Genomic DNA, 24,338 nt, shown 5'->3' on the forward strand with positions numbered 1-24,338 from the left:
TCACGCGCCCGCCGGGTTCAGCGTCATCGCGTGCAGATACCGCATCAGCGTCATCAGCACGTCGCGGCTGGAGGCCCGCTTGCGTGCGTCGCAGTCCACGATCGGCACCTGTTCCGGCAGGTCCAGCGCCGCCCGCAACTCGTCGATCGGGTAGGACGGCGCGTCGGGGAAGGTGTTCATGGCGACCACGAACGGCACGCCGCGTTCCTCCAGGCGCCCGATCACGTCGAAGCTGACCTCGATGCGACGGGTGTCGACCAGCACCACGGCGCCCAACGCGCCTTCGAACAGCCCGTTCCACAGGAACCAGAAACGCTGCTGGCCCGGGGTGCCGAACAGGTACAGCACCAGCTCGCGGTTGATGCTGATGCGGCCGAAGTCCATCGCCACGGTCGTCGCGGTCTTGCGCTCGACCCCGGCGGTGTCGTCCACACCGACACCGGCCTGGGTCATCGTCTCCTCGGTGGTCAGCGGCCTGATCTCGCTGACCGAGCCGACCAGGGTGGTCTTGCCGACGCCGAAGCCGCCCACGATCACGATCTTCACCGCCGCGGCGGCGGACGACGGCAGCAGGTCCTCACTGCGCGGCCCTACGATCGTGCCGACTCCGTCGACCGGGTCAGAGCTTTTGAAGTCCATACATCACCGCCTCGATGATCGCTGGATCGGGGAGCTGCGCCGGCGGCACCAGCGAGCGTGCTTCCACCCGGTCTTCGGCCAGCAGGTCGTGGACGAGCACGCTGACCATGCTGACCGGAAGATGTAAGTACGCGGAGATCTCGGCCACGGAGAGCGGTGAGCGGCACAGCCGCAACACGTTGGACTGCTCCGGCTCCATGCCCGGGGTGGGCCCGGAGCGGGAGACGATCAGTGTCACCAGGTCCAGCGGCGCCTTGTCGTCCGCGCCGCTGCGCCCCCGGGTGACCACGTACGGCCGTTCGGGCTCGCCGCTCTCCCACACCTGATCGGATTCGCTCATGTGACCTGCCCGTCATGGCGCGGCGGACTGCTCAGGTGCTCGCCGATCCGGGCCACCAGGTCGCGCATCCGGTGGCCCATCAGCCCGGCGTCCACGCCCTCGTCGGCCAGCACCGCGAGGTACGCGCCCACGCCCGCCGCCATCAGGTAGAAGTAGCCGCCGTTGATCTCGATCACGACCAGCCGCATCCGGCCGTCGCTGTGTGGGAACTCCGCGCCCACCGCGGCGGCCAGGCTCTGCAGCCCGGCGCAGGCCGCGGCCAGCCGGTCCGCCGCGTCGGGCTCGCCGCCGAACTGGGCGATCCGCAAGCCGTCTGAGGACAGCACCACCACCTGGCGGGTCTGCGGGACGCTCTGCGCGAGGTCCTTGAGCATCCAGTCCATGTTGGCTCGCAACTGCATCATGGCTATTCACCCTTGTCCGACTCGTCCGACGACTCGTCGCTCTTGTCGCGCGCCTCACCCGGAGCCGGGCTCTCGCCGGCCACGGCGCTGGTGAAGGCGGCCAGCCACATACCGGGCTGTACGGGATCCTCGGACGGCTTCGGTGCCGCCGGGTCGGCCGACCGCGCCGAGGGCGGGGCGGCCGGGGTGTTCGGGGCGGAACCGGTCACAGGCCGCGCGTGGCCGCGGGTCATGACCCCCGGCACGCGGCGCCTGCGCTGCGGCAGCCCGTTGGCGGTGCGCTCGGTGACGATAGGGATGTCGTCCTCGAACGGCGGCGGGGGAGGCGGCTTGGGCACCGAGGTGCGCGCCGCCCGCGAGCCGGACCGCACGCCCGGGTGCTGCACCGGGCGCTGCGGGGTGCTGATCCGCGGCAGGGTGGTGCGCGGCGGGGCCTTCTCGGTGCGGGTGCCCGCGGAGACGGCGCCGATGCCGTGCGCCCGGCCGGGCGCGGGGGCGGTGGTGAGGTACTCGGACGGCACGATGAGCACCGCGCGCACCCCGCCGTACGCCGACGGGCGCAGGGCGACCTGGAACCCGTACAGCTGGCAGAGCCTGCCGACGACCGCGAGACCGAGTCGCGGGGTCTCGCCGAGGTCGTTGAGGTCGATGCCCGCCTGGGCCTGCAACAGCAGGCGTTCGGCCCGCAGCCGCGCCTCCTCGCTGAGGCTCACGCCGCCGTCCTCGATCTCCACGGCGATGCCCGACTGCACCTCGACCGCGGTCAGATGGACCATGGTCTGCGGCGGCGAGTAGCGGGTGGCGTTGTCGAGCAGCTCGGCCAGCGCGTGGATGAGCGGCTCGACGGCGGGGCCGACGATGGCGATCTCGGTGACCGAGTGCAGTTCGACCCGGGTGTAGTCGAGGATGCGGGACATCGCGCCGCGCAGCACGCTGAACAGCGGGACCGGCCTGCTCCACTGCCTGCCGGGCCGGGCGCCGCCGAGGACGGCGATGCTGTCGGCGAGGCGGCCGATGAGCGCGGTGCCGTGGTCGATGCGCAGCAGGTCGCCGAAGACCTCGGGGTCGGCGCCGTGCCGGTCCTCCATCTCCCGCAGGTCCTGGGCCTGTTGGTGGGTGATGGCCTGGACGCGGCGGGCGATGTTGACGAACGCCCGCTGCGCGGAGTCGCGCTGGTCCTCCTCGGTGGAGACGATCTCCAGCACCTCGCGCAGCACCCTGCGGTGCGACGCGTTGAACGGGGTGCCGCTCGCCACCTCCTGGGTGGCCATCGACTCCAGCACGTCCAGCGGGCTCTCGCCCTTGCGCAGCCGGGTCAGGCCGATGGGCAGCAGCACCTCGGCGATCCGGGCGGTCTCCTCGTCGTGCCGGGCGAGGCGGCGGGCGATCGACTGCTCCTGCCGGTCGTACCTGCGCCGCAGGTCGGCCAGCGCCCGGTCGCGGCGCGACCCCACGACGCAGACCACGGCCACCACGGCCGTCGCGGCCCCGCCGCACCAGATCACCGGCGCGCGGGCCGCCGAAGTGGTCGTCGCCGCCACGACCGCGGTGCACGCGGCGACCGCGAGCGCGGGCAGTAACCAGGCGAGACCCGAGGCGGGCCGGGAGACTCCGGTTGACGATCCTCTACGAACCATCAGCATCCTCAAACCGTCGGCAGACAGGGAATCGGACCAGCGAAATTCAGCGTCAGGCGGAAGATCTTCGCAGGTCAGAGGACATGCGTTGACCAGGCGTAATTGCGACAACACGCTGAGCCGCAAGTAGCATAGCCGTCCTCCGCTTGTGGCTGACGCATAATCACCTCGCTTGTGACAGCAGCCCATGGCGGTCCTGATTTTGCGGTACGGTGCCCCCCTTCAGGCCGCGTCCCAGCCCTCGTTCACCCGACGGAGTCGGACCCGAACTGGCTTGCCCCGAACATGACTTCGCCCCGCCGGGGGGTGGGCAGGCCCGGCGGGGCGAAGGGTGTGCGGTGCCGACCGGTGCGCGGCGGCGGGTGGGGTGTCAGCTGTAGTTCTCCCAGGTGTCGGAGAAGTCGCCGCCGGACAGCGAGCCGGGCTGGGCCATCACGTCGCCGCTGTCCTGGTTCTGCATGGTGATCTCGGTGGGCGAAGTGCTGTCCAGCGACTGGCCGTTGGCGGTGGAGCCGGTGAAGTCGACCTCGCCGAAGTTCGACAGCTGGGCTATCTGGCCGCCGACGCTGGTCGCCTCGGCCACGACCTCGGCGGAGCTGTCCTGGTAGCCGGAGGAGCCCGAGTGCCTGGTGGTCTTGGTCCAGCCCTGGGTCGAGTCGGCGAGCGTCATGGTGAAGGTGCCGTCCCCGTTGTCGGTGACGGTCGCGGTCAGCTGGTCGCCGGGGGCGACGGTGACCGAGTACGGGCTCTCCGAGGCGGGCAGCACCTCCCACCAGGCGCCGTACTCCGCCTGGCCGCCGATGCAGTCGGCCTCCGTGCCGGTCTGCTCCAGCGCCGAGTTGTTGTAGCCGTCGAGACCGACCCAGTACGAGGAGTAGGTGTCCTGGTCGCCGCAGGTGATCGACGGCTGGACCCAGGAGGAGGAGACGGAGGTGTCGCTGCCGTTGGACCCGGTGGCGGCGTAGCCGGACCAGTTGCCCGAGGTCACCCCGGCGTGCTTGCCGGCGTCGCGGACGTTGCGCAGATCGTGGCTCTCGTGGCGGGCCACGGAGGGGCTGACCTGCGCCGGGTGGGCGTGGTGGGCGGTCGGCGCGGCGGCGTGCGCGGCGGGGGTGACGGCGAGCGCGAGGCCCGCCGCTCCCGCGGCGACCGTGAGCAGGCGTGCGGAACCCTTGTGGGGCATGGGGAACTCCCTCGAATCGTGGGGGGTTTGTGGGGGGTGCTTGCGCAGGGCTGTGCGGGCTGCTTGCGTGTGGTGCGCGGTACGGCCCTGGTCCCCGTTGGGGCGAGGACCAGGTGGTGGTGGGGGGTGCCGCAGGAAAGACTGCACGTCGCGTCATGTGCATGGCAAGATGCTGGAAGTCGTTCAGAATTGAGCGAATTGGCGCAGCAGTGCGCAGCGGCACGCGCAAGTGCGCGGCAGCGCGCGGGACCGGGAAGGCCAGGACGACCCCATGGAGCCCAGACCGCAGGTCGAGTCCAGAACACAGGCCCGCGCCGCGAGAGGGCGGACATCGTTGTCCCCCGGCGTGGGCCCCGCCCCGCAGCCGGCCGGCTGGCCTCCCGCCGACCGGGCGCCCGACCCGCGTCCGGACCGCGCCCGCGCCGCGCGCCCCGCCGAGTGCGGCGCCGGACACCCGCAGGTGGCCCGGCTGTTGCGAACCGGCCCGTTCGCGGAGGCGCTGCGCGCCGCGATCGCCGCCAGCGGCCTGAGCCTGGAGCGGGTGCAGGACCGGCTGCGCCGCCGCGGCACCACCGTCTCGGCCGCCACCCTCAGCTCCTGGCAGTCCGGCCGCAACCGCCCCGAACGCCCCAGCTCACTGCTGGCGTTGACCGCCCTGGAGGACGTACTCGGGCTGCCGCAGGGCGCGTTGGCCGCGCTGCTCGGGCCGCCCCGGCCGCGCGGCAGACGGGTACCCGGCGCCGCGCGCCGCTCCGCGCTGGCCGACGTGTGGTCCGGACTCGACGACGTCGCCCAGGCGCTGCGCCGGGTCGACACCCGCTGGGACAGCAGCCTGACCCGGCTGAGCAGCACCATCAGGATCGAACTCGACGAGCGGGGCCGCGAGCGCTCCAAGTGGGCCCGTCAGCTGCTGCTCGCCGACCGCGACGGGCCCGACCGCTGGGTCACCGTCTACCGCCTCGAACGCCCGGGCCCGCCCCCGCTGGTGCGCGCCGCCCCGCCCTGCCGCACCGGCCGGGTCGTGGAGGTGCCGGAAAGCGGGCTGCTGGTGGCGGAGTTGCTCTTCGACCGGCCGCTCGTGCGCGGTGAGACGATCATCGTCGAGTCCACCCTCGAACACCGCGCGCCGCGCCCGTTCTCCACCCGCATCGAGTCCACGCTGCACGTGCCGGTGCGCGAGTACGTGCTGGAGGTGCGGTTCGACCCGGCCGCGCTGCCCGTCACCTGCCACTCCTTCCGCAGCGCCGGGCTCGACTCCCGCCCGCAGGAGAAGCTGCTCAGGCTGGACGCGGCGGGCGCCGTCCACGCCGTCGCGCTCGCCGCCGGACCGTGCCGCTTCGGCATCCGCTGGAGCTGGGACGACGCCCACGGCACCGGCGACGCCTGACACGGGCGACCCCGGGCCGTCGGCCGGACTCAGCGCCCGCGACGGGCGTTGACCCACTCGCGCAGCAGCACCGCGGCCGTCCCCGGCTTCGACGCCTTCACCGGACCGCGCAGCAGCCCCGCGCCCTCGGCCCGCGCCGCCGTCAGCGTCAGGTCGTCCAGACCGGCCAGGGCGCGCAGCAGCGGCCGGCCCACCGGCGGCACGTCGGGGATCAGCCGGTGGGTGGCGGCGAGCCCGTCGCGGACCTGCCCCAGCACGTACGCGACCAACTCGCGCGTCGCGGGCGTGTCCCGGGCCGACCGCAGATCGTCGCGCGTGACGCCGAAGCGCTCCAGCGTCTCCAGCGGCAGCGTGAGCCGCCCGGCCGCCAGGTCCTCCGCGAGGTCGTTGACGAAGTCGAGCCGCTGGGCCGCGTCGATGTAGGTCCGGCAGGCGGTGCGGAACGCGGCCCGGGCGGCGTCCCCCTCGGGTTCCAGCAGGCAGGCGACGAGCAGGAACGCGGGCAGCGAATAGCGCTCCACATAACGCAGGTGGTCCGCCTCCGTCGCGAACCCGGTGAAGTCCAGGTCCGCCCGCGCCGTGTCCAGGTAGGCGGCCACGTGCTCGCCCAGCCGGGGCCTCGCCGCCGCGCTGTGCAGCAGGGCTCGCAGGCCCGGGTCGGCCTCGCGGTCGGCGCCGTCCGCCAGCCCGGCACGCACCTCGCGCTCCCATGCCTCCCATGCCTGCGCCCGGCCCTCCTTGGGGCCGCTGTCGAGGAGGTTGTCGCAGGTGTGCATGAACGCGGTCGCCGCCACCACGTGCGGCAACAGCTCACGCGGCAGCAGCAGGAGCGCCGCGAGGTAGGCGTCGCGCTTGAACCGCACGACCACCTCGCGCTGCCGGGTGTAGTCGGCGCGCAGCGCCGTGTCGCGGATCCCGGCCGCGTCGAGTGACTTCTCCCATGCGCCCATCCCGGCCGCCCTTCGTCGTCCCACGCTCCGTGGCGGCCCCGCCCCCGGGTCAGGATCCCGGCGAACCGCTCCGGGACAGTGGATCACGCCGCGCCGCACGCCGTCAGCGGGGCCCACGGCAGGCGCGAGCCCCTTAGGGTGCGGTGGGGGAACGATGCCGATTCCGAGGGGGAGTTGTGCGTACGGCTGTCGTGCTGGGGGCCAGCGTCGCGGGGCTGCTGGCGGCCAGAGTGCTGAGTGATCACGCCGAGCGCGTGGTGATCGTCGAACCGGACGACATGGCGGCCGGTGGCCGCACCGGTACGGACGCCGGGGGAGCGGCGGGCGGCCCCCGGCCGGGCGTGCCGCAAGGGGTGCAGTTGCACGTCCTGATGGCGATGGGCCGCACCCAGCTGGACCGCTGGCTGCCCGGCATGTCGGACGAACTCCTCGGCGACGGCGCGGTGTTCTGCGCGGGCGAGCGGGTCCACCAGTACACCGACGGCGTCCGCCGGCCGCTGATCCCGGGGCACGACCTGATCAGCTCCACCCGCCCGTTCCTGGAGCAGCGGGTGCGGCGCCGGGTGCTTGGCCTGCCCAACGTCGAAGTGGTGCGCGGCCGGGCGGACGGCCTGCGCTTCACGGCCAACACCGTCGGCCGGCGGGTGTGCGGCGCCTCCTACCTGCCCACCGGTGATCCGGCGACCGACGACGAGCGGTCCCCGGCCGGGCCCGCCGGCGCCCGCCGCGTCTGCCTGGCCGCCGACCTCGTGGTGGACGCGACCGGTCGCGGCACCCGGATCGGCGCGTGGCTGGAGAAGGCGGGCTGGCAGGCGCCCCCGGTCGAACGCATCGCCATCGACCTGGGCTACGCCACCGCCCTGCTGCGGCGCGGCCCCGAACTCCCCGACGTCGCCGTCACCACCGCGCTGTCCACCCCGGCGCCCGCCGGGTCGCCCCAGCCGGACTCGGCCGCCGTGGCCGAGGTGGAGGGCGGCCGGTGGATGATGGTTTTGAGCGGATACGCCGCACGCCGCCCCGGCCGCGACCCGCGGGAGTTCGTGGCGCGCTGTGCCGCGATCCCGGCCGGGCCGGTGCGCGAGATCGCGACCGGGTGCGAGCTCCTCGGCGACGTCGTGTGCCACCGGGTCCCGGACAGCAGGCGGCGGGAGTTCACCCGGCTGAGCCGCTTCCCGGCCGGGCTGGTCGTGGTCGGCGACGCCGCCGCCTCCTTCAACCCCGTCTACGGGCAGGGCATGACGTCGGCGGCCCTGCACGCGTCCTGTCTGTCCGCGTACCTGCGTTCGGGCGGCCGGGTCGACGAGCCCGCCCGGGACTTCTTCGTCCGGCAGCGCGTCGTGGTCGACGCGGCATGGCAGCTGTCGGCCGTCGGCGACCTGGCCCAGCCGCACGTCGACGGCCCCTACCCAGCCGGATTCCGGGCCGCCCAGTGGTACAGCGCCCGCCTCGGCCGAGCCTGCGCACTCGACCCCGAGGTCTACCGCCGGTTCCTCGACGTGGTGAACATGCGCGAGCGCCCGGGGCTGCTGTCCCGGCCCGGCACCGCGCTGCGCGTCGCCCGCGCGCTGCTCGCCGCGAACCGCGGCTGAGCGCCTCCCGCCGTCACGCTGCGGCGGTGCGCCGTCCCAGGAGGTCGCGCACCAGCGGATGGTCCAGCGAGCGTGCCACCCTCACCAGGTGGGCACGCTCGCTGTGCGGCGCCACGTCGGTGTGCCGGGGCAGCACGCTGTACGCCGGCGGCTCGCCGCGCCCCCTGCGGTCCACCGCGTCCAGCAGCATCGCGGCGGCGGTCAGCGCGCGCACCTCCTCGGGGGTGGCCCGCGCCGCGTCCGCCGCCCGCGCGACCTCAGCGGCGAGCCCGGGGTCCATCCAGGGCGACAACGCCCGCTCCGCGTCGCAGATGTCGGCCAGCCGCCGCACCAGCAGCCAGGCCCCCGCGCTCAGCAGCGACCAGCGCTCCACCATCCGTCCCGGCGGCGCCAGCGCCACGGTGCGCCCCGCGCCCTCCACCGCGGTGTCCCACAGCGGTCGCAGCCGCCGGTAGTCGCGCCGGTCGCGCCACCAGGTCTGCAACACCGGCCCGGAAAAGCCCCAGTTGAGGACGAAGGCGCCCACCGTGCCGGACAGCGCACCGAGTTGGGTCAGCTGGTCGAGCGCGTGGTCCCCGGTGGCGGCCAGCGCCAGCGAGGGCCCGGAGAAGACCACGTAGCCGAAGATGAACAGGGACGCCGTGCCGATGTCGCGCAGGCCCTTGCGCAGCCGCTCGTTCTCGGTGCGCGAGCCCTGCCGGCACTCCCAGGCCGCCGACAGCATCGAGTACGACAGGCCCACCATGAACACCGTGAGGAAGGCGACCACTTCCCCGTCGCCCGCGTACGAGACGTTGAACGTCAGCGGATGCTCCGGCCCCGTGATGCGGGCGCGCAGGAACGTGACGGCCATAGCCGCGAGGATCGCCGCGTAGCAGACGGCGTGCACCCCCACGCGCAGCCTCGGCGCGGGCACGCCCCTGACCTCGGCGGCCCACAGCACGGCCAGCAGATGGGCATGCGCGCTGAACAGGACGATGCAGGAGTACACCACGAGCGTCGCGAACCCCGGCCGTCCGGCGGCGGAGTCGATCGCCCGGTACACCAGCGGGGTCGCCCCCAGGAAGGCCCCGATCCCCGCGACGTGGCAGGAGATCATCACCACCAGCGACACCGTGAAGCCGCGCCGCAGCGCCACCACCTTCACCGCCGCGCTGGAGCAGCCGATGAGCACGACGACCAGGTAGACGACGTCGGCCGTGCCCTCAGACACCGGGCCTCCTGTTCTCCAGCGCCGAGGTGTACGAGCCGGTGGCCGCGGCGCCCGGGGTCAGGTCGAGCATCTGCATCAGCTCGGTACCGCCGACCTCCGCCAGGTGCTCCACCTCGTCCCGGTCGTGCGCGCCGTCCAGGCAGCGGCCGAGCAGCACCATCTCCACCATGTCCTGGCCGAGACCGGGCATCAGCGCGCGGGCGGTCTCCGGGTCGATGGGCCCGTCCTGCGCGGGCGCGTCGTCGTGCAGCAGGTGGAACAACTCGTGGCAGGTGATGACCATCTGGAGGAACCGCGGGGCGGTCGCGTCGACCACCACGACGTCCCGGTCCTGGCGCACCGCGCAGAAGCCGGTCACCCGCGGCGCCAGCACCCGGTGCACCACCTCGACGGGCTTGCCGCGTGCCGCGGCCACCGCGTCGACCAGGTGCTGGAGGGTGAGCGGGCGGCCCTGCGGGAGGGCGAGCCGCCGGCGGATGAGCCTGCGGGCACGGCGCCTGTCGCTGCTGATGCCCATCTGCCTTCCTCCTCAAGGCGCGTGCGGCCGGCGTCGAACGGCTGATCGCTGGAGCACCGATCGTAGTCGCGGACGGGGACGACCCCGACCATGGCGGCCGGGCGGGGCCCGGGCCGCCGGGGGAGCGCCGCCTCAACGGCCCGATGAGGCGGCGGCCCGCGGACGGCCCAAGGTCTAGGACCGCTTCGGCCAGGTGTGGTTGAGGACGCGCCCGACGACCCGCTGGACCCGCTCGTCCCGCAGGGCGATCAGCGTGCGCAGGCTCTGCTCGATCTCCTGGACGGCCGGCGAGTCGTCCTCCGCCGTGAGGTAGACCTCCGAGACCCGGAAGTGCCGGGCGACCAGTTCCTTCGGGCCGTGGACGAAGTACGACAGTGAGACGCCGAAGAAGCGGGCGAGTTCCGCGGCGACCGGCAGGCCCGGCTCGTTGGTCCCGGCACGCAGGTTGCCGATGTACTGGCCGGACTTGCCGACCGCGGCGCCCACCTCGCGGTTGGAGTACGGCTTGCCGGTGGCCGGGGAGATGCGCTGGCACAACTGGTCCAGCCGCACCGCGAAGGTGTCGCCGTTCAGCGGAGCCCCCACGCACAGCCGCCGGATCGTCTCCACCGGGACGCCGCTGGACTCGGCGACCTCCTCGTGCGTCCACGGGCCGCGCCCGGCCGGGTAGATGTCGGCGAACAGCAGGTTCATGCGCCGGGACACGCACGTCCAGGCGCGCACCTGCGGCGAGTCGTCCGGCAGTGTCAGGAATTCCACCGGGACCCTGAAGTGCCGTGCGACTGACTTGAGTTGGTCGTCCGTCGGGTCGGGCGCGTCGCTCGCCTCGGCGTCGCACAGCCGCCGGATGACCTCCGCCGGCACGCCGGTGGACTCGGCGACCTCTTCCTGCGTCCACGGGCCGCGGCCCGCAGGGTGGACGGCCCGGAAGAGCGAGCGCAGTCGGCGGGCCACCCGCAGGGCGGGCCGGTCGGCGCTGCTGCCGTTGCTCATTCCGCGGTCGCTCACTTCCGTAAGGAGGCACTCCTCTCGGTCACCGCTCCTACTGTGGCAGCGCGGATCCGGGCCCGGCAAGAGCGGGTGACCGTACGGGCAAGGCGGCGGGAGCGCGGTGATCGGGGGGTGGTGAAAGTATAGTTGACAACACCTCGCGACCTGGCGCAGGATCGGGTACAGCGCCGAACCGGCCGACCGCCCCAGGGCGGAGCGCCCGGCGCCACACGGGGGTAGTCGCAGCTCAGGGCGCGGCATTTCGGGCCACGTCCTGAACTGCGACTCAAGTCCCCGGGCCGCGGCGCGATGCCTCACCAACGCGGCCCGCTCACCCGCCACTTGGCCGATCCTCCCGAGGCGACCGCGCCCCGCCAGGCCTGGCGTGCGCGGCGCTGCCGGTCATCGCGGTCTTCACCGTCAAGGACTTCGGCTTCCTGCCGGCGCCGACCCCGGCTCGTCGCTGAGCCGGATCCTGCCCGGCGTCGTCGCGCCGGCCGCCCGCGCGGGCCTCGTCGACAGCCTGGCTGTCAAGGCCCGCCGCCCCGAGGCCCACGCCCGCATCGGCCCGGGCGACGAGGCCTTCCAACTGGAGAGGGCCGCCTCTTCCTGAACCCACTCCCCGCGCTCCCGCCCCCTGGCCCGCCCCCCCGTCCGAGCGCAGGCGGGCGGCAGGTGGCGGCGGTAGCATCCGACGCGGGGGCGAGGTGGTCGTTTCGCGGCCTTCGCCCCCGCGTACGTGCTTGGGAAGGAAGGCGACTCGCAGGCCGTCACACCAGGCGTTCCCGCCGTGCGACGTCGTCCGCTCCGACGACCTCGAAGGGACCACCATGACCAATCGCACCTACCGGGTGACCGAGATCGTCGGCACCTCGCCCGACAGCGTCGAGGCGGCGATCCGCAACGGCATCAAGCGCGCGGGCCGCAAGCTGCGCAACCTCGACTGGTTCGAGATCACCCAGGTACGCGGGCAGATCGTGGACGACGAGGTGGAGCACTTCCAGGTCGGGATGAAGGTCGGCTTCCGCCTGGAGGACGCCGACTGAGACACGGCCGGCCCGAGGGCCGTCAGTCGCACCAGAACAGGAAGCACGAGCCCGGCGCGGACCGCGAGGGACTCGGCGCCGGAGCCGTGCTCGCGGGCGCGGTCGGGCTCTGCGGGGGCGCGCTGGTGACCGGTGGCGGCGCGGGCGCGTTCGCGGTGGGCGTGGTGACGGGCGCACGGCTCGCCGGCGTGCTCGGTCGCGCGGACGCCTTGGCGGAGGGCGAAGCGCTGTTGCCGGAGGGCGACGTCGAGGGCAGGTGAAGGGCGGCGGCCGGCTCGGCGCTCGTGCCCGGCAGGCTGCTCGCGCCGCCGCCGTCGTCGGAGGCGCTCGCGCCGGCGTCGGGCGTGCCGGACGGCGCCCGCTGCCCGGTGGGCACGAACTCGCCCGGCAGCGCGGTCACCACCGCCCCGGCGAGCACGCATCCGGTGGCCATGCCCAGCGCCACCTTCAGGCCGCGCCGCCTGGGCCGCGCCCGGCGGCCACCACGCCCGGTGCGCCCGTGCCCGGGCCCCGGCACAACGGCGTCGGCGTCGTCGGACCCGGCGTCCGCGTCCGTGCCGGCACCGGCGGGCGTCGCGTCGGACAGCGGGTCAGGCACACCCGCCGGACCCGTCAGCGGCTCGCGAGAACCTGGCGGATCGGCCAGGGTGGCGGCGGCTTCGTCCCAGTCGCCCGCCCACACGCCGGCGCCGGGTGCCGCGGAGCCCGGCCCCGTCTCGTACGGCTCGTACGCCTCGAACCGCGTGTAGGGGGCGGCCACGTGCCTGTCGTGCGAGGCGACGGCCACCGGCTCCGGCGCGTAAGGACGCGGCAGCGGCGTCTGCGGGGGCTCGGGGCGCGGATGGAACGCCTGCGTCGCGCAGGCGGGGCAGCCCGGCCCCTGACCCGGGAAGGCGCCGCAGACAGGGCAGTGGTCCATGGCCCGCCGGTACTCCCTCGTCCTTCTCCCTTCACCCGGTCCGGGCGAGGTGGCGATCAATGTAGCGGCGGGGGGACCACGGCAGGAGGTGCCTTTGTGATGCCTGGGTGAAAGGCGGCGCGGGGGTGGTGGGGACAGTGTGAAGGGCACGCGTAAGGGATCACGTGCCCTGTACGGGACTTATCGCGCCGGAGCCGGGCCACGCGCGGCGATCGGGGGCGGTTCGCCCGCGGCCCCGCTACGCGTACGCCACGGCGGACGGCCACGGGCCGCTGGCCAGGCGGCTCAGGCGGGCCGCCGCGGTCTTCGTGGCGTCGATGACCTCGGGCGGGGCGAGCGGCATCTCGTGCATCGGCTTCAGCAGCAGCACGGCTCCCATGATCGAGTCGTCCCACATGATGGGCGCGGCGCAGGAGTTCCATCCGGCCATGCACTCCTGCTGGCCGAGTGCGTAGCCGCGGTCGCGCACGTCGGCGAGGGAGGCGATCAGCGCGTCGTCGTCCACGTAGACGCCGGGGCCCGCCTCCTCGGGGACGCGTTCGGCGATGACGCGTTCCTGGAGGGAACGCGGAAGATAGGCCAGAATCGTTCGTCCGGAGGCGCCGGTGCGCAGGGACCTGGTCACCGACAGCACGTCACGCGGGGTCATCCCGAGTTCGACCAGGTCGGAGTCGCCGACGGCCATGTCGATGCACTGCCGCTGGGCGCCGCCGAAGGGCGCGAGCATGTAGAGGAACGCCAGTCCGCCGCCGGTCGCGGTGCGCAGCTCCTGCAACGCGGCGTGGCCCGCGTCGCCCTCCGGGCCCCGCGCCAGCGCGTGCAGGCCCAACTGTGCGGCGGCGAGGCCGAGTTGGTACTGCCCGCGGCCCACCCGCACGAACGTGCCCTGGTAGACGCCGGACTGGAGGATGCGGTGCACCGCCGAGTCGTCGAGACCGGTCACCCTGGCCAGCTCACCGGGGCCGTGCGAGACGCCGCCGAGTTCGGCGAAGGCGGTCTGCACCCGGAAGACCCGCTCGGCGTGGCTGGTGCCGCCCGGCGAGGCGTGGCCGTCGCGCCGTGTGTCCACGGGGTGCCCGGAGTTGCTGTGCCTGCTCATCGCGGTGAGCCCGCCCCTCGCTCAGGTGACGTGACATGGTCAGGGGAACAGCTTTCCACGGAAACCGCGGCACGCAAGCTCGGGCCGCCCGACGCGGGGCATACCGGACGCCGGGCGGTCGATTCCCGGCCGCCCGGTACGCCCTGCCGCCCGCGACCGCGCCTTGCCCAACTCCCCGCGATCGGGTCCTCGCGCGCCCTCGCGGAACGCGGTGCGCCGTGCCCTCAGGAAGCCGTCGTGAGCACCAGCTTCCCCGCGCCCGTCCGCTCGGCCAGGGCCCGGTGCGCCCGCGCCGCCTCGGCCAGCGGGTAGGTCGCGCCGATCACCGGACGCAGTGCGCCGGAGCGCACCGCCGCGATGAGCGCCCGCATGCTCGTGGGCAGCGCGTGGCGGTCGGTGTACAGCTGGGGGAGCCAGAAGCCGCTGACGGTGACCGACTTCTCCATCAGCAGCCGCACGGGCACGTCCACCGCCTCACCGGACGCGTAGCCGTACACCGCCAGCCGGCCCCGCGGGGCGACCGCGGCGAGGGTCGCGTGGAAGGTGGCGCCGCCGGTCATCTCCAGCGCCGCGGCCACCGGACCGCCCGCCGCGTCCAGGATGCGCTCCGTCAGGCCCTCGGGCGTGGAGGAGTCGACGACCGCGGCGGCGCCGAGGTCGGCCGCGAGCCGGCGCTTGGCCTCGGTGCCGGCCATGGCGATCACCCTGGCGCCCGCCTGCTCGGCCAGCTGCACCGCCAGCGAGCCGAGGCCGCCACCCGCCGCGGGGATCAGCACGGTCTGCCCGGCGGTCACCTGGGCGGCGCCGAACAGCAGGTGCCAGGCGCTGTTGCCCTGAAGGGCGAGCGCGACCGCCTGCTCGTCGGTGATGTCGTCCGGCACGTCGAACGCCACCTTGCGGTGGACCAGGGTCTTCTCCGCGTAGCCGCCGCCCCGGGTCAGGGCGACGACCCGGCGGCCGTCCTCGGTGGTGCCGACGATCTCGTTGCCGGGGATGTACGGCAGCTCGACCGGGGCCAGATAGGTGTTGCCGCGCACGTGCACGTCGGCGTAGTTGACCCCGGCACGGGTCACGTTCACCAGGAGGTGGCCTCCCCGGGGTTCGGGGTCGGGAACCTCGGCGAGTTCGAGCACCTCGGGCCCGCCGAACTCACGCATGGTGATAGCGCGCATTCTTCTCCTCGCCTGCCTCAACTGCCCCGACCGTCCTGGCCGGCCACATTTCTCTGCTGCCCCCTGAGGACCGTCCGGCCGCCGCTGGAGCGTGCCGCGGACAGCCGCCGGAGTCCTGCCGACGACAGCGTATGACATTCGCCGATCCCGGGTACGCGAACCCGGCGCGGCCGTACGCGGTGTCACGGGAACCCCGCTCCGCATTACGTTTCTCGCCCTGCGAGAAAGCGCGGAGAGCCGGAAGTCGTCGCATCCGGACATAACGGAGTACCGCTTTCTCGCAGGGCGAGAAAGCGGTTGAGGCCTTGCGGTGCGGGGGCAGCTTTGACATAGTGAACTCGCGAGTCGCGCTCGGGTCTTGAACCCGCAAGGTCCGCGGGGGATTTTTGGTCCTGCGGGTTCTGGGTGGGATTTACCCCACACCCGAGCGCGACTCATTCAGTTTTCTGGAAAGCGCAGGGCCCCGCGTAGAACGCCGATCGGCCGCCTTTCCTCACCCGCACTCCTTGACTCCTTTTCGCGTCGTCTTTTCCTTGTGCGGGAAATTCGTCCGCGTGCCGCCGAATCAGCGCGTTCCCGGGTGGGGGAGCGGGCCGGGCGCCGTGGTGGGTCCGAGCGGATAATGGGCCGTGTCCGCTCGGTCCATTGACCGCAGGAGGCCCAAGTGATCGTCCGCGTGTGGGAGGCGCCGGTCGTCCCCGGCCTGATGGGGGAGTTCTGCGCCATGATGGCCGCGGACGTCGTGCCGCCGATCCGGCAGGTGGACGGGTGCCTGGGCGCGGAGCTGCTGTGCTCCACGGACCCGCAGGAGCCCCGGGTGCTGCTGGTGAGCCGCTGGCGCGACGAGGCGGCGCTGCGCGGCTACGCGGGCCCGATGTGGCGGGTCAGGCCGGTCTGGGCCGAGCAGGAGCTGCGCTACCTGCTGCGGGCGCCGAGGGTCTCGCACTTCACCCCGCAGGGCTGAACGCCGTGGCCCGTGCGGAACTCGTCCCCCGCGGCCGCGTTCACCGCCTCACGACAGCGGTTTGACGTCCGTGGGGCGGGTGAGCGCCTGACGGCCTCCGGAGGGCAGCATCCGCACCTCGCCCTCGTCGCTGATCTCCGCCCTGACGATGCCGCTGTCGTCCTCGTAGACCGCGCTGCCGCCGGGTCCGGACGCGTCGGTTCGGCGCACCACCACGCGGTCGGGCTCCTCCTGCCCGGGGTGCGGGAAGGCCAGTTCGTACGCCGTCGTCCGTGTGTCCATGGCACCTCCCGGTGCTGGTCCGTGCGAGCAATGTGAGGGATGTGAAGCGCGTTCCGCCGGTAGACATCAGTACACGTAAGTGCACATCAGTACATTTTCGCACCTTTCCGCGACCCAGGTCGTCCGCACGGCCCCCCCGGATCTACGGGGTCCGGGTGGGATCCCGGCCGGAGGCGGCCAGGACCCGGGCGAAGGCCGACGCGTCGAGCACCGCCGCGCCCCCCGGGTCGTTGTTGAAGTACGCGAACACCTCGGCCTCCCGCGGCCAGGCGTCCGCGATCCGTCCCGCCCAGCTCTCCAGCGCCTGGCGCCCGTAGCGCGGCCACGGCTCGGCCAGGCCCGCGTGGAACCTCACGTACCCCCACGAGGCGGTGCGCCACAACGGGGTCACCGGGCGCGAGCCGCGGTCGGCCCAGCACAGCGCGGCGCCGTGCCGCTCCAGCACGCCGCGGACCCCGTCCGTCCACCACGACTCGTGCCGCATCTCGACCGCGACCCGGACGCGTTCGGGGAAGCAGCCGAGGCAGGCGTCGAGCAGCCCGGTGTCGCAGCGCAGGTTGGGCGGCAACTGGAGCAGCACCGGGCCGAGCCGGGCGCCGAGCCCCGCCGCGTGCGCGAGCAGCCGGCGCACCGGCTCCTCGGGATCGTGGAGCCGCTTCATGTGGGTGAGGTAGCGGCTCGCCTTGACCGCGATCACGAAGTCGTCCGGTGTGGCGCGCCGCCAGTCCGCGAAGGTCGCCTCGGACGGCAGCCGGTAGAAGGCGTTGTTGTTCTCCACGGTGGCGAAGCGGGCCGCGTACTCGGCGAGCCACTCGCGCTGCGGCGTCCCCTGCGGATAGAGCACCTCGCGCCAGTCCTTGTACTGCCACCCCGATGTCCCTACCAGTACCGGCACGCGGACTCCAGCGGTGTCACGACAGCGCCCTGCGGACGAAGGAGGGCGGCACCACGGAGGGCAGGGTGCCGGCGGGAGCGCTGCGGTCCTGGAGGTCGTAGGCCCGTGCCCGCAGGTCGGGCAGCCGGGCGTAGAGGGAGTCGCCGGGGCACCTGGTGCAGTAGCCGTCACGGTGGCCGGATATGACACGGAAGACGTGGCGGGTGCCGCGGGCGAAGCGGCTGCCGCTGTTGGTGGAGACCAGGACGGTGCTGCCGCGCGCGTCCACCCCGTACATGCCGAGCTTCCACGCGCACAGCCGGGCTATCGACTCCAGCATCGCGTCGGGCACCGGCTCGCCGCCGCCGTAACTGCCTATCGCCGCTATGCCCACCGTGCCCACGTTGAACCCGAGGGTGTGCGCGCCTATCACCGCGTTGTCCACGCCCCCGGCCCGGCCCTCGTAGATCACACCGGTGCGGTCGACCAGGAAGTTGTAGCCGATGTCGCCCCAGTCGCGGCTCTCTATGTGGTCGTTGTAGAACGACTGGATCAACTCCGGTACGTCACCGGGGGAGTAGTCGTTGCCGCTGTCGGTGTGGTGCACGAATACGGCCTTCACCGAGGGCGCCGAGAGGCTGGGCTTCTCGTGGTGCGCCGGATCCGGATGCCAGGCCGAACGCGGTACGACGTCAGGGCGCGCCGCCGACCAGCGCGCGGCGGCCACGGCCACGTCCCGGCCGCGCGAGGGGCGGGACGGCCCCACGGGCCGCGCCGACCTGCTCCGGGACGACCGGCCCGCCTCGGCCGCCGCCAGGGCCGCGCCGAGCAGGCCCGCGGCGGCGGCCCTGCTCAGGCCGCGCAGCACCATGCGCCGGTCTATGGTCATGATCATGAGCGTAAGCGGCACCCGCGGGCGCCGCATCCGCTGTCCGCCGCCGACCGGCCGCGGTACCGCGGCCGGTCGGCGGCGGCCGCCCAGGCGTGACGCGGGCCGTCTCAGGAGTCCAGCCAGGCGGCGATCTCCTCGGTGTGTTCGCCCAGCCGGGGCGGACGCCGGTCGTAGCGCGGCGGAGTCGCCGACAGCCCGATGGGGTCCCGCACCAGATCCATCGCGCCGTCCCCGGCCCCGCCCGCACCCCGAGCCGCGCCGTCCGCCTCGGGCACCGCGACCGTCGGCCGCAGCCCCAGCCGTTCCGCCAGGTCCACCGCCGCGGCCAGGTCGTTGACCGGACCGCATGGCACGCCCAGCGGGGTCAGCAGCTCGAACCACCGCGCCGCCGTGCGCCGGCGCAGCGCCGCGCCGAGCACCGCCGCCAGCTCCTCGACGTGCGCGACGCGGTCGGGATTGGTCGCGAACCGGGGGTCGGCGGCCAGTTCCGGTGTGCCGAGACCCCGGCACAACGCGGCGAACTGGCGGTCGTTGCCCACCGCGATCACGATCGGCCGGTCCGCCGCCTCGAACACCTCGTACGGCGCGATGGACGGGTGGCGGTTGCCCAGGATGCCCGGGACCGCTCCGGCCAGGGTGTACCCGGCGGACTGGTTGACCAGGCTGGACAGCAGCGTGGACAGCAGGTTCACCTCCACCAGCTGGCCCTGCCCGGTGGCGTCCCGGTGCCGCAGCGCCGCCAGCACCCCGACCGCCGCGTGCAGCCCGGTCAGCACGTCGACCAGCGCGGCGCCGGTCTTGACCGGCTCGCCCGGCGCGGGCCCGGTCACGCTCATCAGCCCGCCGAGCGCCTGGAGCAGCAGGTCGTAGCCGGGCAGCGCCGCGCCCGCGCCGCCCCCGAACCCGGTGACCGAGCAGTAGACCAGACCCGGGTTCAGCTCCCGCGCCCGCTCCCAGCCGAGGCCGTACTTGTCCATCGTGCCCGGCCGGAAGTTCTCGAACAGCACGTCGGCGCGGCGCACGAGCTCCTCGCAGCGCGCGCGGTCGCGTTCGTCGGCCAGATCGGCGGCGAAGGAGCGCTTGTTGCGGTTGACCGAAAGGAAGTAGGTGGCCTCGCCGTGCGCGTGCGGCGGCCCCCAGGCGCGGGTGTCGTCGCCGCTCCCGGGACGCTCGACCTTGACGACGTCCGCGCCGAGGTCCGCCAGCAGCATGGTCGCGTACGGCGCGGCCAGCACCCGGCTGAAGTCGGCCACCAGCACTCCGGACAGCGCGGCACGGGACGTCACGGACACCTCCGGATCGGCGGGGACGCCCATTCTGCCGCCGCGCCACGCCCCGTCAACCGTCCCGCCCAGCCTCACGGGTGGGGCCGGTTCCGGTTGCCGGGGTGCGGCGGCGCGGTTGCAATGGTCGGGTGAGCAGCCCCGTACCCGTGACGCACCACGGCCACACCCGCAGGAAGCGGCTGGCCCTGGTCCTGCTGCTGGTGCTGCCGGCCGCCGCCGTGCTGATGGTGGGTGTGGGCGCGGGAGCGGTGCCGGTCTCGCTGGCGATATCGGCCCGCTCGCCCGCGCTGTCCGGCCAGACCTTCCAGGTCGCCGCCGACCGCCTCCAGGGCACCGGCTTCACCCAGTCCACCGGGGACGACTCCACCGCCCGCGGAGGCTTCCCCGAGGCCGTCTCCGGGATCAGGTCGGCGGACCTGTACGACCTGTGCCAGTCCGTCGTCAGCAAGGTGCCCGGCTTCGGCGCGGTCACCGTACGCATCACCGCTGGCGGCGGCGGACACCCCGCACACGCCGACAACCTGGTGGTCCGCAGCGACGACCTGTCCGGCGACGCCACCTTCCGCGACGTCACCATGGGCGTGGACGCGGGCACCTTCGGCGGCGCGGCCGGCAGTGTCGGCCAGCAGGCTGACGCGGTGACCATCGACCACCTGCGTCAGACCACCCGGGCGGTGAGCGCGGCCACCTTCCGCCTCAACGGACTGCACCTGAGCGTCCGAGCGCACGCCGCCCCCTGTTTCTAGCCGTCGGCCGCCGCAACGACCCCCGGACGGGGGCGCGCCGGGCGTACGCCGATCGGGTGGTCGCCCGCCGGGCCCGACACCGGGCGGTCGGTACCGCGTTTGAGAAGACGTGCACCCCGACGACACCCTGCCCCCGGCCGCGCGGACCGCGCCTCCCGCCGTCCCGGCCGCCGCGGCGACGGGCCGGACCCGGTGGGGGCGGCTGGCGCTGGTGATGGTGCCGGTGCTGGCGGTCTCCGCGGCCCTGCTCGCCGCCACCGCGGAGGGAGCGCTCGCCGCGTCCTTCGGCGTCTCCGCCAACTCCTTCACGGTTTCCGGCCGCAGCTTCCAGATCAGCGCCGACACCCTCGCCGGCACGGACTTCGTGCAGTACGGCGTGGTGGACCAGGGCCGCTCCGGCTCCTACCCGGAGGCGCTGTCCGGCATCAACTCCGCCGATCTGTACGACCTGTGCCAGTCCGTCGTCCAGGACCTGCCGTTCGTCGGCCCGGTCACGCTGCGGCTGACCTCCGGGACCGCCGGCCCGCCCGCGCACGCCGACCGGCTGGTGGTGGACGCTCACGACCTGCGCGGCGACGCGGTCTTCCACCACATCGACATCGGCCAGGACGCCTCGACGGTCTCCGGCGTGCCCGGCGTTCAGGGATCGCCCGGCGGGTTCGGAGAGCAGGCCGCCACCATCCGCATCGACCACCTGCGCCAGCAGACCCGTTCGGTGAGCGCCGCCACCTTCCGGCTGCCCGGGCTGCACCTGTCCGTGACGTCGGGCGACCGTTCGTGCTTCTGAGCGCCACCACCGGGAGGCGGGCCGGCTTCCGCGACTGGCGGCGCGGCAGGCCGTTCTGGGCCGGGGTGTGGACGCTGCTGGCCGGGGTGGAGATCCTCTCCATCCCGCTGGCGCCACTGGCGTTGATGATCCACGAGGGCATCGCCGGGGTCTCCGGCATGCTCATGGGCGTCTTCCTCGTCGTACTCGCCCTCACCCTCTGGCTCGCCCCGCATTACCGGGTCTTCGCGGGCATCGCCACCCTGGTCTTCGCCGTCGCCTCCCTCGTCCTGTCCAACTTCGGGGGCTTCCTCGTCGGATTCCTGCTGGGCGCGCTCGGCGGCGCGATGGCGGTCAGCTGGACCCCGGACGCACCTGTGCCGCGCCCGCGACCGGTGCGCCAACCCGGGCTCAACTGGCCGCACGACGGGGACGACCGAGACGACGGGACGGGCGGCGGACCGGGCCCCGGGCCGAACCCCGGCCCCGGGGGCGGCGGTCCGGGTCCTGCTCCGGGCCCCACCTCCGGCCCCGGCCACGGCCCGACCGGCAAGCTGTTCAAGGCGATCGGTGTGCTGCCCGCCGGGGGAGCGCTGCTCGCCGGCGGAGTGCACCCGCTGCATCCGGCGCAGCACGCCGCCGCCCCGGCCGCGCCCCCGGACGGCGGCGGTGCCCACGACGCGGGCGGCGGGCTCACCGTCTGCTCGCTGCTCGACGCCCTCCTGGCCGCCGCCGGCCCCACCGTGCACATCGCGGGTGACGGCGGCCCCGTCACGTCCGCCACCCACGCCGGCGACCCCTCCGGATCCCAGGACTCGCAAGGCATCCACCTCGGCCTCGACGGCCCCCTCGGCCTGCACGCCTCCGTCCACGCCACCCTGCCCGGCCGGCGCACGCCGGGTCCGCCCGCGCCGGAGCCGCCCCGCAGCGGCGGCCTGCTCGGCGCCGTCACCGGGCTGCTCGGGCTCAATCCAGCGGAGCACGAGGGCGGTTCGGCTCCCCACGCCGCGCGCGGCCCCACGGAGCACGTGCCCGGCGGGCCCAGCCCCGCGACACCGGCGCCGAAATCCCGCTCGGCGCCCGGCGCTTCGGCCTCCGCGTCCCCGCGGCCCCCGGCGACCGCCGGGAAGCCCGGCGTGGGAACCGGGAACTCCGTCTCGCCGTCGTTGCTGCGGCTGGTGCTGCCCCGGCTGCCCGCCGACCACGGCATGGACGGCGTGCTGGCCGGGCTGCCGCTCCAACTGCGTCCGGGCGAGGCCGATCCGCACTCCCCGTGGTGCCTGGACTCGGTCTCGCTCGCGCTGTCACCGGGTGCCGCCCGCTACGGCGACGTGCGCGCCGCCGCCCAGCCGTTCCGGGTCCGCACACCCCTGCTGGCGCTGACGGGACTCACCTACCACGGCATCACCGAGGTGCCCACCGCGTCCGGGCCGCAGCGCGTGCTGGCGTTCACCGCCTACCGGGTGGACATCGCGAGCCTGCGACAGACCGCCGCACTGCTCGCGCCGGGGTGCGGGCCGGGGCCGGGCGGGTTCCCGTACTTCCATGGGCTGCCCGGACTGCGGCTGCCGCTGCTGGACATGGGGATTCCCGGCATCGGGCTGACCGATCCGGACGCGCCGCGGCCGTGGGCGGCCTGCCAGGGGCAGTCGGAGACCGACGGCGACCCGGACGGCACCACGACTGCGACCGGCGCACCGGTGGTGCTGCTGACCCGGGTGCTCAGCGGTGACCTGCTCGGGCTGCTGCCGGTCACGTTCACCCCCGACATGCCGCCGCCGCTGCCGCCCGGGCTGACCGTGCCGATCCCGCTGTTCTTCACCGACGTCACGACGTACGACCAGTACCTGGGCGCCGACGACCTGACGGTCCCGGGCCTGCACCAGACCGCCGTCGGGTAGCGCGTCGCGGGCCCGGCTCCCCGGGACAGACCGGGTGAACGAAGAACCTGCCCGGTGCGACGGGGGATGCACACCGGGCAGGCTCAAGGATCTTTTTACCGCATCGGGCACGGGTTACGCATCAAAAACCGCTCAGTTCCGGCCTTCCCAGCGAACGGGGAGCGAGATCAGGCCACGGGCCCGGATCGTCGGCCGCCACCGCAACTCGGAGCGAGGTACCGACAGTTCCAGCACCGGGAACCTGGCCAGCAGTTCCCGCAGCGCCACCTCGGTCTCCATCCTGGCCAGCGCCGCCCCCAGGCAGTAGTGGACGCCGTGCCCGAGGCCCAGGTGCCCGCCGCGGTCGCGCCCGAAGTCGAGGCGGTCCGGGTCGCGGAAGCGCTCCGGGTCGCGGTTGGCGGATCCCACCGCCAGCAGCACCGTCTCGCCCGCGGGGACGGTCACGCCGCCCACCTCGACGTCGGTCACCGGGAAGCGGCGGATCGCCAGCGGACCGGGACCGTCGAAACGCGCGAACTCGTCCGCCGCACCGGCCAGCCGCTCCGGGTGCTCGCGCAGTTCGCGCAGTCGTTCCGGATCGTCCAGCAGGGCGAGCACCGCGTTGGCGATCAGGTGCACGGTGTTCTCGTAGCCCGCGAAGAGGATGAGGAACGCCAGCGACGTCAACTCGTCCTCCGACAAGCGGTCCCCGCCCCCCTCGGACTCGTCGTCGCGCACCGCGATCAGGTCGGAGAGCAGGTCGTCACCGGGCCGATCCCGCTTGCTCGCGATGAGTTCGGCGTAGAAGCGCATCATGCTGCCGACCGCCTCTCGCGTCGCCTCCGGGCGTGCCGGATCAGGCGTGATCAGGCGGTCGGTCCAAGCCCTGAAGTCCACCCGCGCCTGCGGTGGGACGCCCAGCAGGTCGCAGATCACCGCGATGGGCAGCGGCCCCGCGTACGTGGCCAGCAGGTCGGCTCCGCCGTCCGGGGCGACGGCGTCCAGCAGTTCACCGGCGAGCCGCGTCACCGGCTCGCGCAGCCGCTCCACCCGGCCCGGAGTGAACGCCTTCGCCACCAGGCGGCGCACCCGGGTGTGGTCCGGCGGGTCCATGTTGAGCAGGTTGGCGTCCAGGGCGGCAGGCAGCCGCAGGCCGTCGTAGTTCCCCGGCAGCGCGTTCCGCTTGTCCAGCGAGAAGCGGGGGTCGGCCAGCGCCCGCCGCACGTCCTCGTACCTGACGACCAGCCAGGCGGGCCTGCCGTCAGGACCCGTGACCCGGTGCACGGGCCCGGCCTCGCGCAGCCCGGCGTAGACGGAATGGGGATCGGCGATCAGCGCCTCGGTGTCCACGGTGGTGACCGGACACCGGGGCGGGGTGGAGTTCCGCATGGCTCCCGACTCTAGACGCAGCCGGCCCGGCCCCCGGCCGCGTGAACGGCACACGGCCGGTGCCGATGCCTTCACCGCCACAACTGGCTGGAAACGGACGTCACCTGGCGTCGCCGCGCGAAGCGACCCGGCGAACGGTTCCGTACCGGGCGGTCGCGCACGGCGTGGTCACGC

24 protein-coding genes and 1 pseudogene are annotated in these 24,338 nt (G+C 73.9%); 8 read left to right on the forward strand and 17 right to left on the reverse strand.

What is annotated here, in order from left to right:
- The 5 genes from CK485_RS24145 to CK485_RS24165 form a co-directional block, all read right to left on the reverse strand.
- Window positions 1-639 (reverse strand): ATP/GTP-binding protein, encoded by a 639-nt coding sequence (locus CK485_RS24145; RefSeq protein ID WP_109453940.1) that lies wholly within the window; start codon window positions 637-639, stop codon window positions 1-3.
- Window positions 620-979, reverse strand: coding sequence for a DUF742 domain-containing protein (locus CK485_RS24150; protein WP_109453941.1), 360 nt, complete (start codon window positions 977-979; stop codon window positions 620-622). The genes CK485_RS24145 and CK485_RS24150 overlap by 20 nt, the downstream gene beginning before the upstream one ends.
- The gene (locus CK485_RS24155) at window positions 976-1,383 is read right to left on the reverse strand and encodes a roadblock/LC7 domain-containing protein (protein WP_109453942.1); all 408 of its coding nucleotides are present in this window, start codon (window positions 1,381-1,383) and stop codon (window positions 976-978) included. The genes CK485_RS24150 and CK485_RS24155 overlap by 4 nt, the downstream gene beginning before the upstream one ends.
- Window positions 1,384-1,385: 2 nt before the next feature.
- A complete protein-coding gene (locus tag CK485_RS24160; RefSeq protein ID WP_109453943.1) occupies window positions 1,386-3,026 on the reverse strand; it encodes an ATP-binding protein in 1,641 nt (546 codons plus the stop codon).
- A 364-nt stretch (window positions 3,027-3,390) separates the two neighbouring features.
- Window positions 3,391-4,203, reverse strand: a complete 813-nt coding sequence (locus CK485_RS24165; protein ID WP_109453944.1) for a G1 family glutamic endopeptidase — start codon at window positions 4,201-4,203, stop codon at window positions 3,391-3,393.
- Between the two features lie 271 nt (window positions 4,204-4,474).
- On the opposite strand from CK485_RS24165, the gene CK485_RS24170 reads away from it, so the two are divergent.
- The gene (locus CK485_RS24170; RefSeq protein ID WP_241968560.1) at window positions 4,475-5,590 is read left to right on the forward strand and encodes a hypothetical protein; all 1,116 of its coding nucleotides are present in this window, start codon (window positions 4,475-4,477) and stop codon (window positions 5,588-5,590) included.
- A gap of 29 nt (window positions 5,591-5,619) precedes the next feature.
- Here CK485_RS24170 and CK485_RS24175 read toward each other — a convergent pair whose 3' ends face one another.
- Window positions 5,620-6,540 carry a squalene/phytoene synthase family protein gene (locus CK485_RS24175; protein WP_109453945.1) on the reverse strand — a complete coding sequence of 307 codons (921 nt, stop codon included), beginning with the start codon at window positions 6,538-6,540 and terminating at the stop codon, window positions 5,620-5,622.
- A gap of 176 nt (window positions 6,541-6,716) precedes the next feature.
- Between CK485_RS24175 and CK485_RS24180 the strand changes: the two genes are divergently transcribed.
- Window positions 6,717-8,129, forward strand: coding sequence for a hypothetical protein (locus tag CK485_RS24180; protein WP_109453946.1), 1,413 nt, complete (start codon window positions 6,717-6,719; stop codon window positions 8,127-8,129).
- Between the two features lie 13 nt (window positions 8,130-8,142).
- Here the strand turns inward: CK485_RS24180 and CK485_RS24185 are convergent, their stop codons facing one another.
- From CK485_RS24185 to CK485_RS24195, 3 genes are all read right to left on the reverse strand, one after another.
- Window positions 8,143-9,342 carry an MAB_1171c family putative transporter gene (locus CK485_RS24185; protein WP_109453947.1) on the reverse strand — a complete coding sequence of 400 codons (1,200 nt, stop codon included), beginning with the start codon at window positions 9,340-9,342 and terminating at the stop codon, window positions 8,143-8,145.
- The gene (locus CK485_RS24190; protein ID WP_109453948.1) at window positions 9,335-9,859 is read right to left on the reverse strand and encodes a hypothetical protein; all 525 of its coding nucleotides are present in this window, start codon (window positions 9,857-9,859) and stop codon (window positions 9,335-9,337) included. The genes CK485_RS24185 and CK485_RS24190 overlap by 8 nt, the downstream gene beginning before the upstream one ends.
- Window positions 9,860-10,033: 174 nt before the next feature.
- Complete coding sequence (locus CK485_RS24195) at window positions 10,034-10,852, reverse strand: helix-turn-helix transcriptional regulator (protein WP_109453949.1); 819 nt, start codon at window positions 10,850-10,852, stop codon at window positions 10,034-10,036.
- 377 nt (window positions 10,853-11,229) lie between these two features.
- Here CK485_RS24195 and CK485_RS29830 point away from each other — a divergent pair.
- Window positions 11,230-11,462 (forward strand): annotated as a pseudogene (locus CK485_RS29830) (amino acid permease); the annotation flags it as partial.
- 217 nt (window positions 11,463-11,679) lie between these two features.
- On the forward strand, window positions 11,680-11,895 hold the full coding sequence (locus tag CK485_RS24205) for a dodecin (protein WP_109453951.1): 216 nt from the start codon (window positions 11,680-11,682) through the stop codon (window positions 11,893-11,895).
- 22 nt (window positions 11,896-11,917) lie between these two features.
- On the opposite strand, the gene CK485_RS24210 is transcribed toward CK485_RS24205, so the two are convergent.
- From CK485_RS24210 to CK485_RS24220, 3 genes are all read right to left on the reverse strand, one after another.
- Window positions 11,918-12,814 carry a hypothetical protein gene (locus tag CK485_RS24210; RefSeq protein WP_109453952.1) on the reverse strand — a complete coding sequence of 299 codons (897 nt, stop codon included), beginning with the start codon at window positions 12,812-12,814 and terminating at the stop codon, window positions 11,918-11,920.
- 238 nt (window positions 12,815-13,052) lie between these two features.
- Window positions 13,053-13,913, reverse strand: a complete 861-nt coding sequence (locus tag CK485_RS24215; protein WP_109453953.1) for an IclR family transcriptional regulator C-terminal domain-containing protein — start codon at window positions 13,911-13,913, stop codon at window positions 13,053-13,055.
- A 224-nt stretch (window positions 13,914-14,137) separates the two neighbouring features.
- Window positions 14,138-15,085 carry a zinc-binding dehydrogenase gene (locus tag CK485_RS24220; protein WP_109453954.1) on the reverse strand — a complete coding sequence of 316 codons (948 nt, stop codon included), beginning with the start codon at window positions 15,083-15,085 and terminating at the stop codon, window positions 14,138-14,140.
- 664 nt (window positions 15,086-15,749) lie between these two features.
- Here CK485_RS24220 and CK485_RS24225 point away from each other — a divergent pair.
- Window positions 15,750-16,049 (forward strand): antibiotic biosynthesis monooxygenase family protein, encoded by a 300-nt coding sequence (locus CK485_RS24225; RefSeq protein ID WP_109453955.1) that lies wholly within the window; start codon window positions 15,750-15,752, stop codon window positions 16,047-16,049.
- Between the two features lie 48 nt (window positions 16,050-16,097).
- On the opposite strand, the gene CK485_RS24230 is transcribed toward CK485_RS24225, so the two are convergent.
- The 4 genes from CK485_RS24230 to CK485_RS24245 form a co-directional block, all read right to left on the reverse strand.
- Window positions 16,098-16,331: a DUF6296 family protein gene (locus CK485_RS24230; protein ID WP_109453956.1), complete on the reverse strand. Its 234-nt coding sequence runs from the start codon at window positions 16,329-16,331 to the stop codon at window positions 16,098-16,100.
- A gap of 142 nt (window positions 16,332-16,473) precedes the next feature.
- Window positions 16,474-17,226 (reverse strand): DUF72 domain-containing protein, encoded by a 753-nt coding sequence (locus CK485_RS24235; RefSeq protein WP_109453957.1) that lies wholly within the window; start codon window positions 17,224-17,226, stop codon window positions 16,474-16,476.
- A gap of 16 nt (window positions 17,227-17,242) precedes the next feature.
- Complete coding sequence (locus CK485_RS24240) at window positions 17,243-18,094, reverse strand: peptidoglycan recognition protein (RefSeq protein WP_241968561.1); 852 nt, start codon at window positions 18,092-18,094, stop codon at window positions 17,243-17,245.
- A 110-nt stretch (window positions 18,095-18,204) separates the two neighbouring features.
- Window positions 18,205-19,383, reverse strand: a complete 1,179-nt coding sequence (locus CK485_RS24245; RefSeq protein ID WP_275124669.1) for a CoA transferase — start codon at window positions 19,381-19,383, stop codon at window positions 18,205-18,207.
- A 128-nt stretch (window positions 19,384-19,511) separates the two neighbouring features.
- On the opposite strand from CK485_RS24245, the gene CK485_RS24250 reads away from it, so the two are divergent.
- The 3 genes from CK485_RS24250 to CK485_RS29160 all read left to right on the forward strand — a co-directional run bounded on the left by CK485_RS24250 (window position 19,512) and on the right by CK485_RS29160 (window position 22,796).
- Window positions 19,512-20,129, forward strand: a complete 618-nt coding sequence (locus CK485_RS24250) for a DUF6230 family protein (RefSeq protein WP_146214578.1) — start codon at window positions 19,512-19,514, stop codon at window positions 20,127-20,129.
- Between the two features lie 109 nt (window positions 20,130-20,238).
- Entirely contained in the window at window positions 20,239-20,916 is a 678-nt protein-coding gene (locus tag CK485_RS24255) for a DUF6230 family protein (RefSeq protein WP_241968562.1), read from the forward strand.
- Complete coding sequence (locus CK485_RS29160; protein ID WP_199239492.1) at window positions 20,907-22,796, forward strand: DUF6114 domain-containing protein; 1,890 nt, start codon at window positions 20,907-20,909, stop codon at window positions 22,794-22,796. Before CK485_RS24255 ends, CK485_RS29160 begins: the two co-directional genes overlap by 10 nt.
- 132 nt (window positions 22,797-22,928) lie before the next feature.
- Here the strand turns inward: CK485_RS29160 and CK485_RS24265 are convergent, their stop codons facing one another.
- A complete protein-coding gene (locus tag CK485_RS24265) occupies window positions 22,929-24,164 on the reverse strand; it encodes a cytochrome P450 (RefSeq protein WP_109453960.1) in 1,236 nt (411 codons plus the stop codon).
- Between the last annotated feature and the right edge of the window lie 174 nt (window positions 24,165-24,338).

Origin of the sequence: Streptomyces sp. ICBB 8177 (assembly GCF_003144095.1) — a bacterium.
GTDB lineage: Bacteria > Actinomycetota > Actinomycetes > Streptomycetales > Streptomycetaceae > Streptantibioticus_D.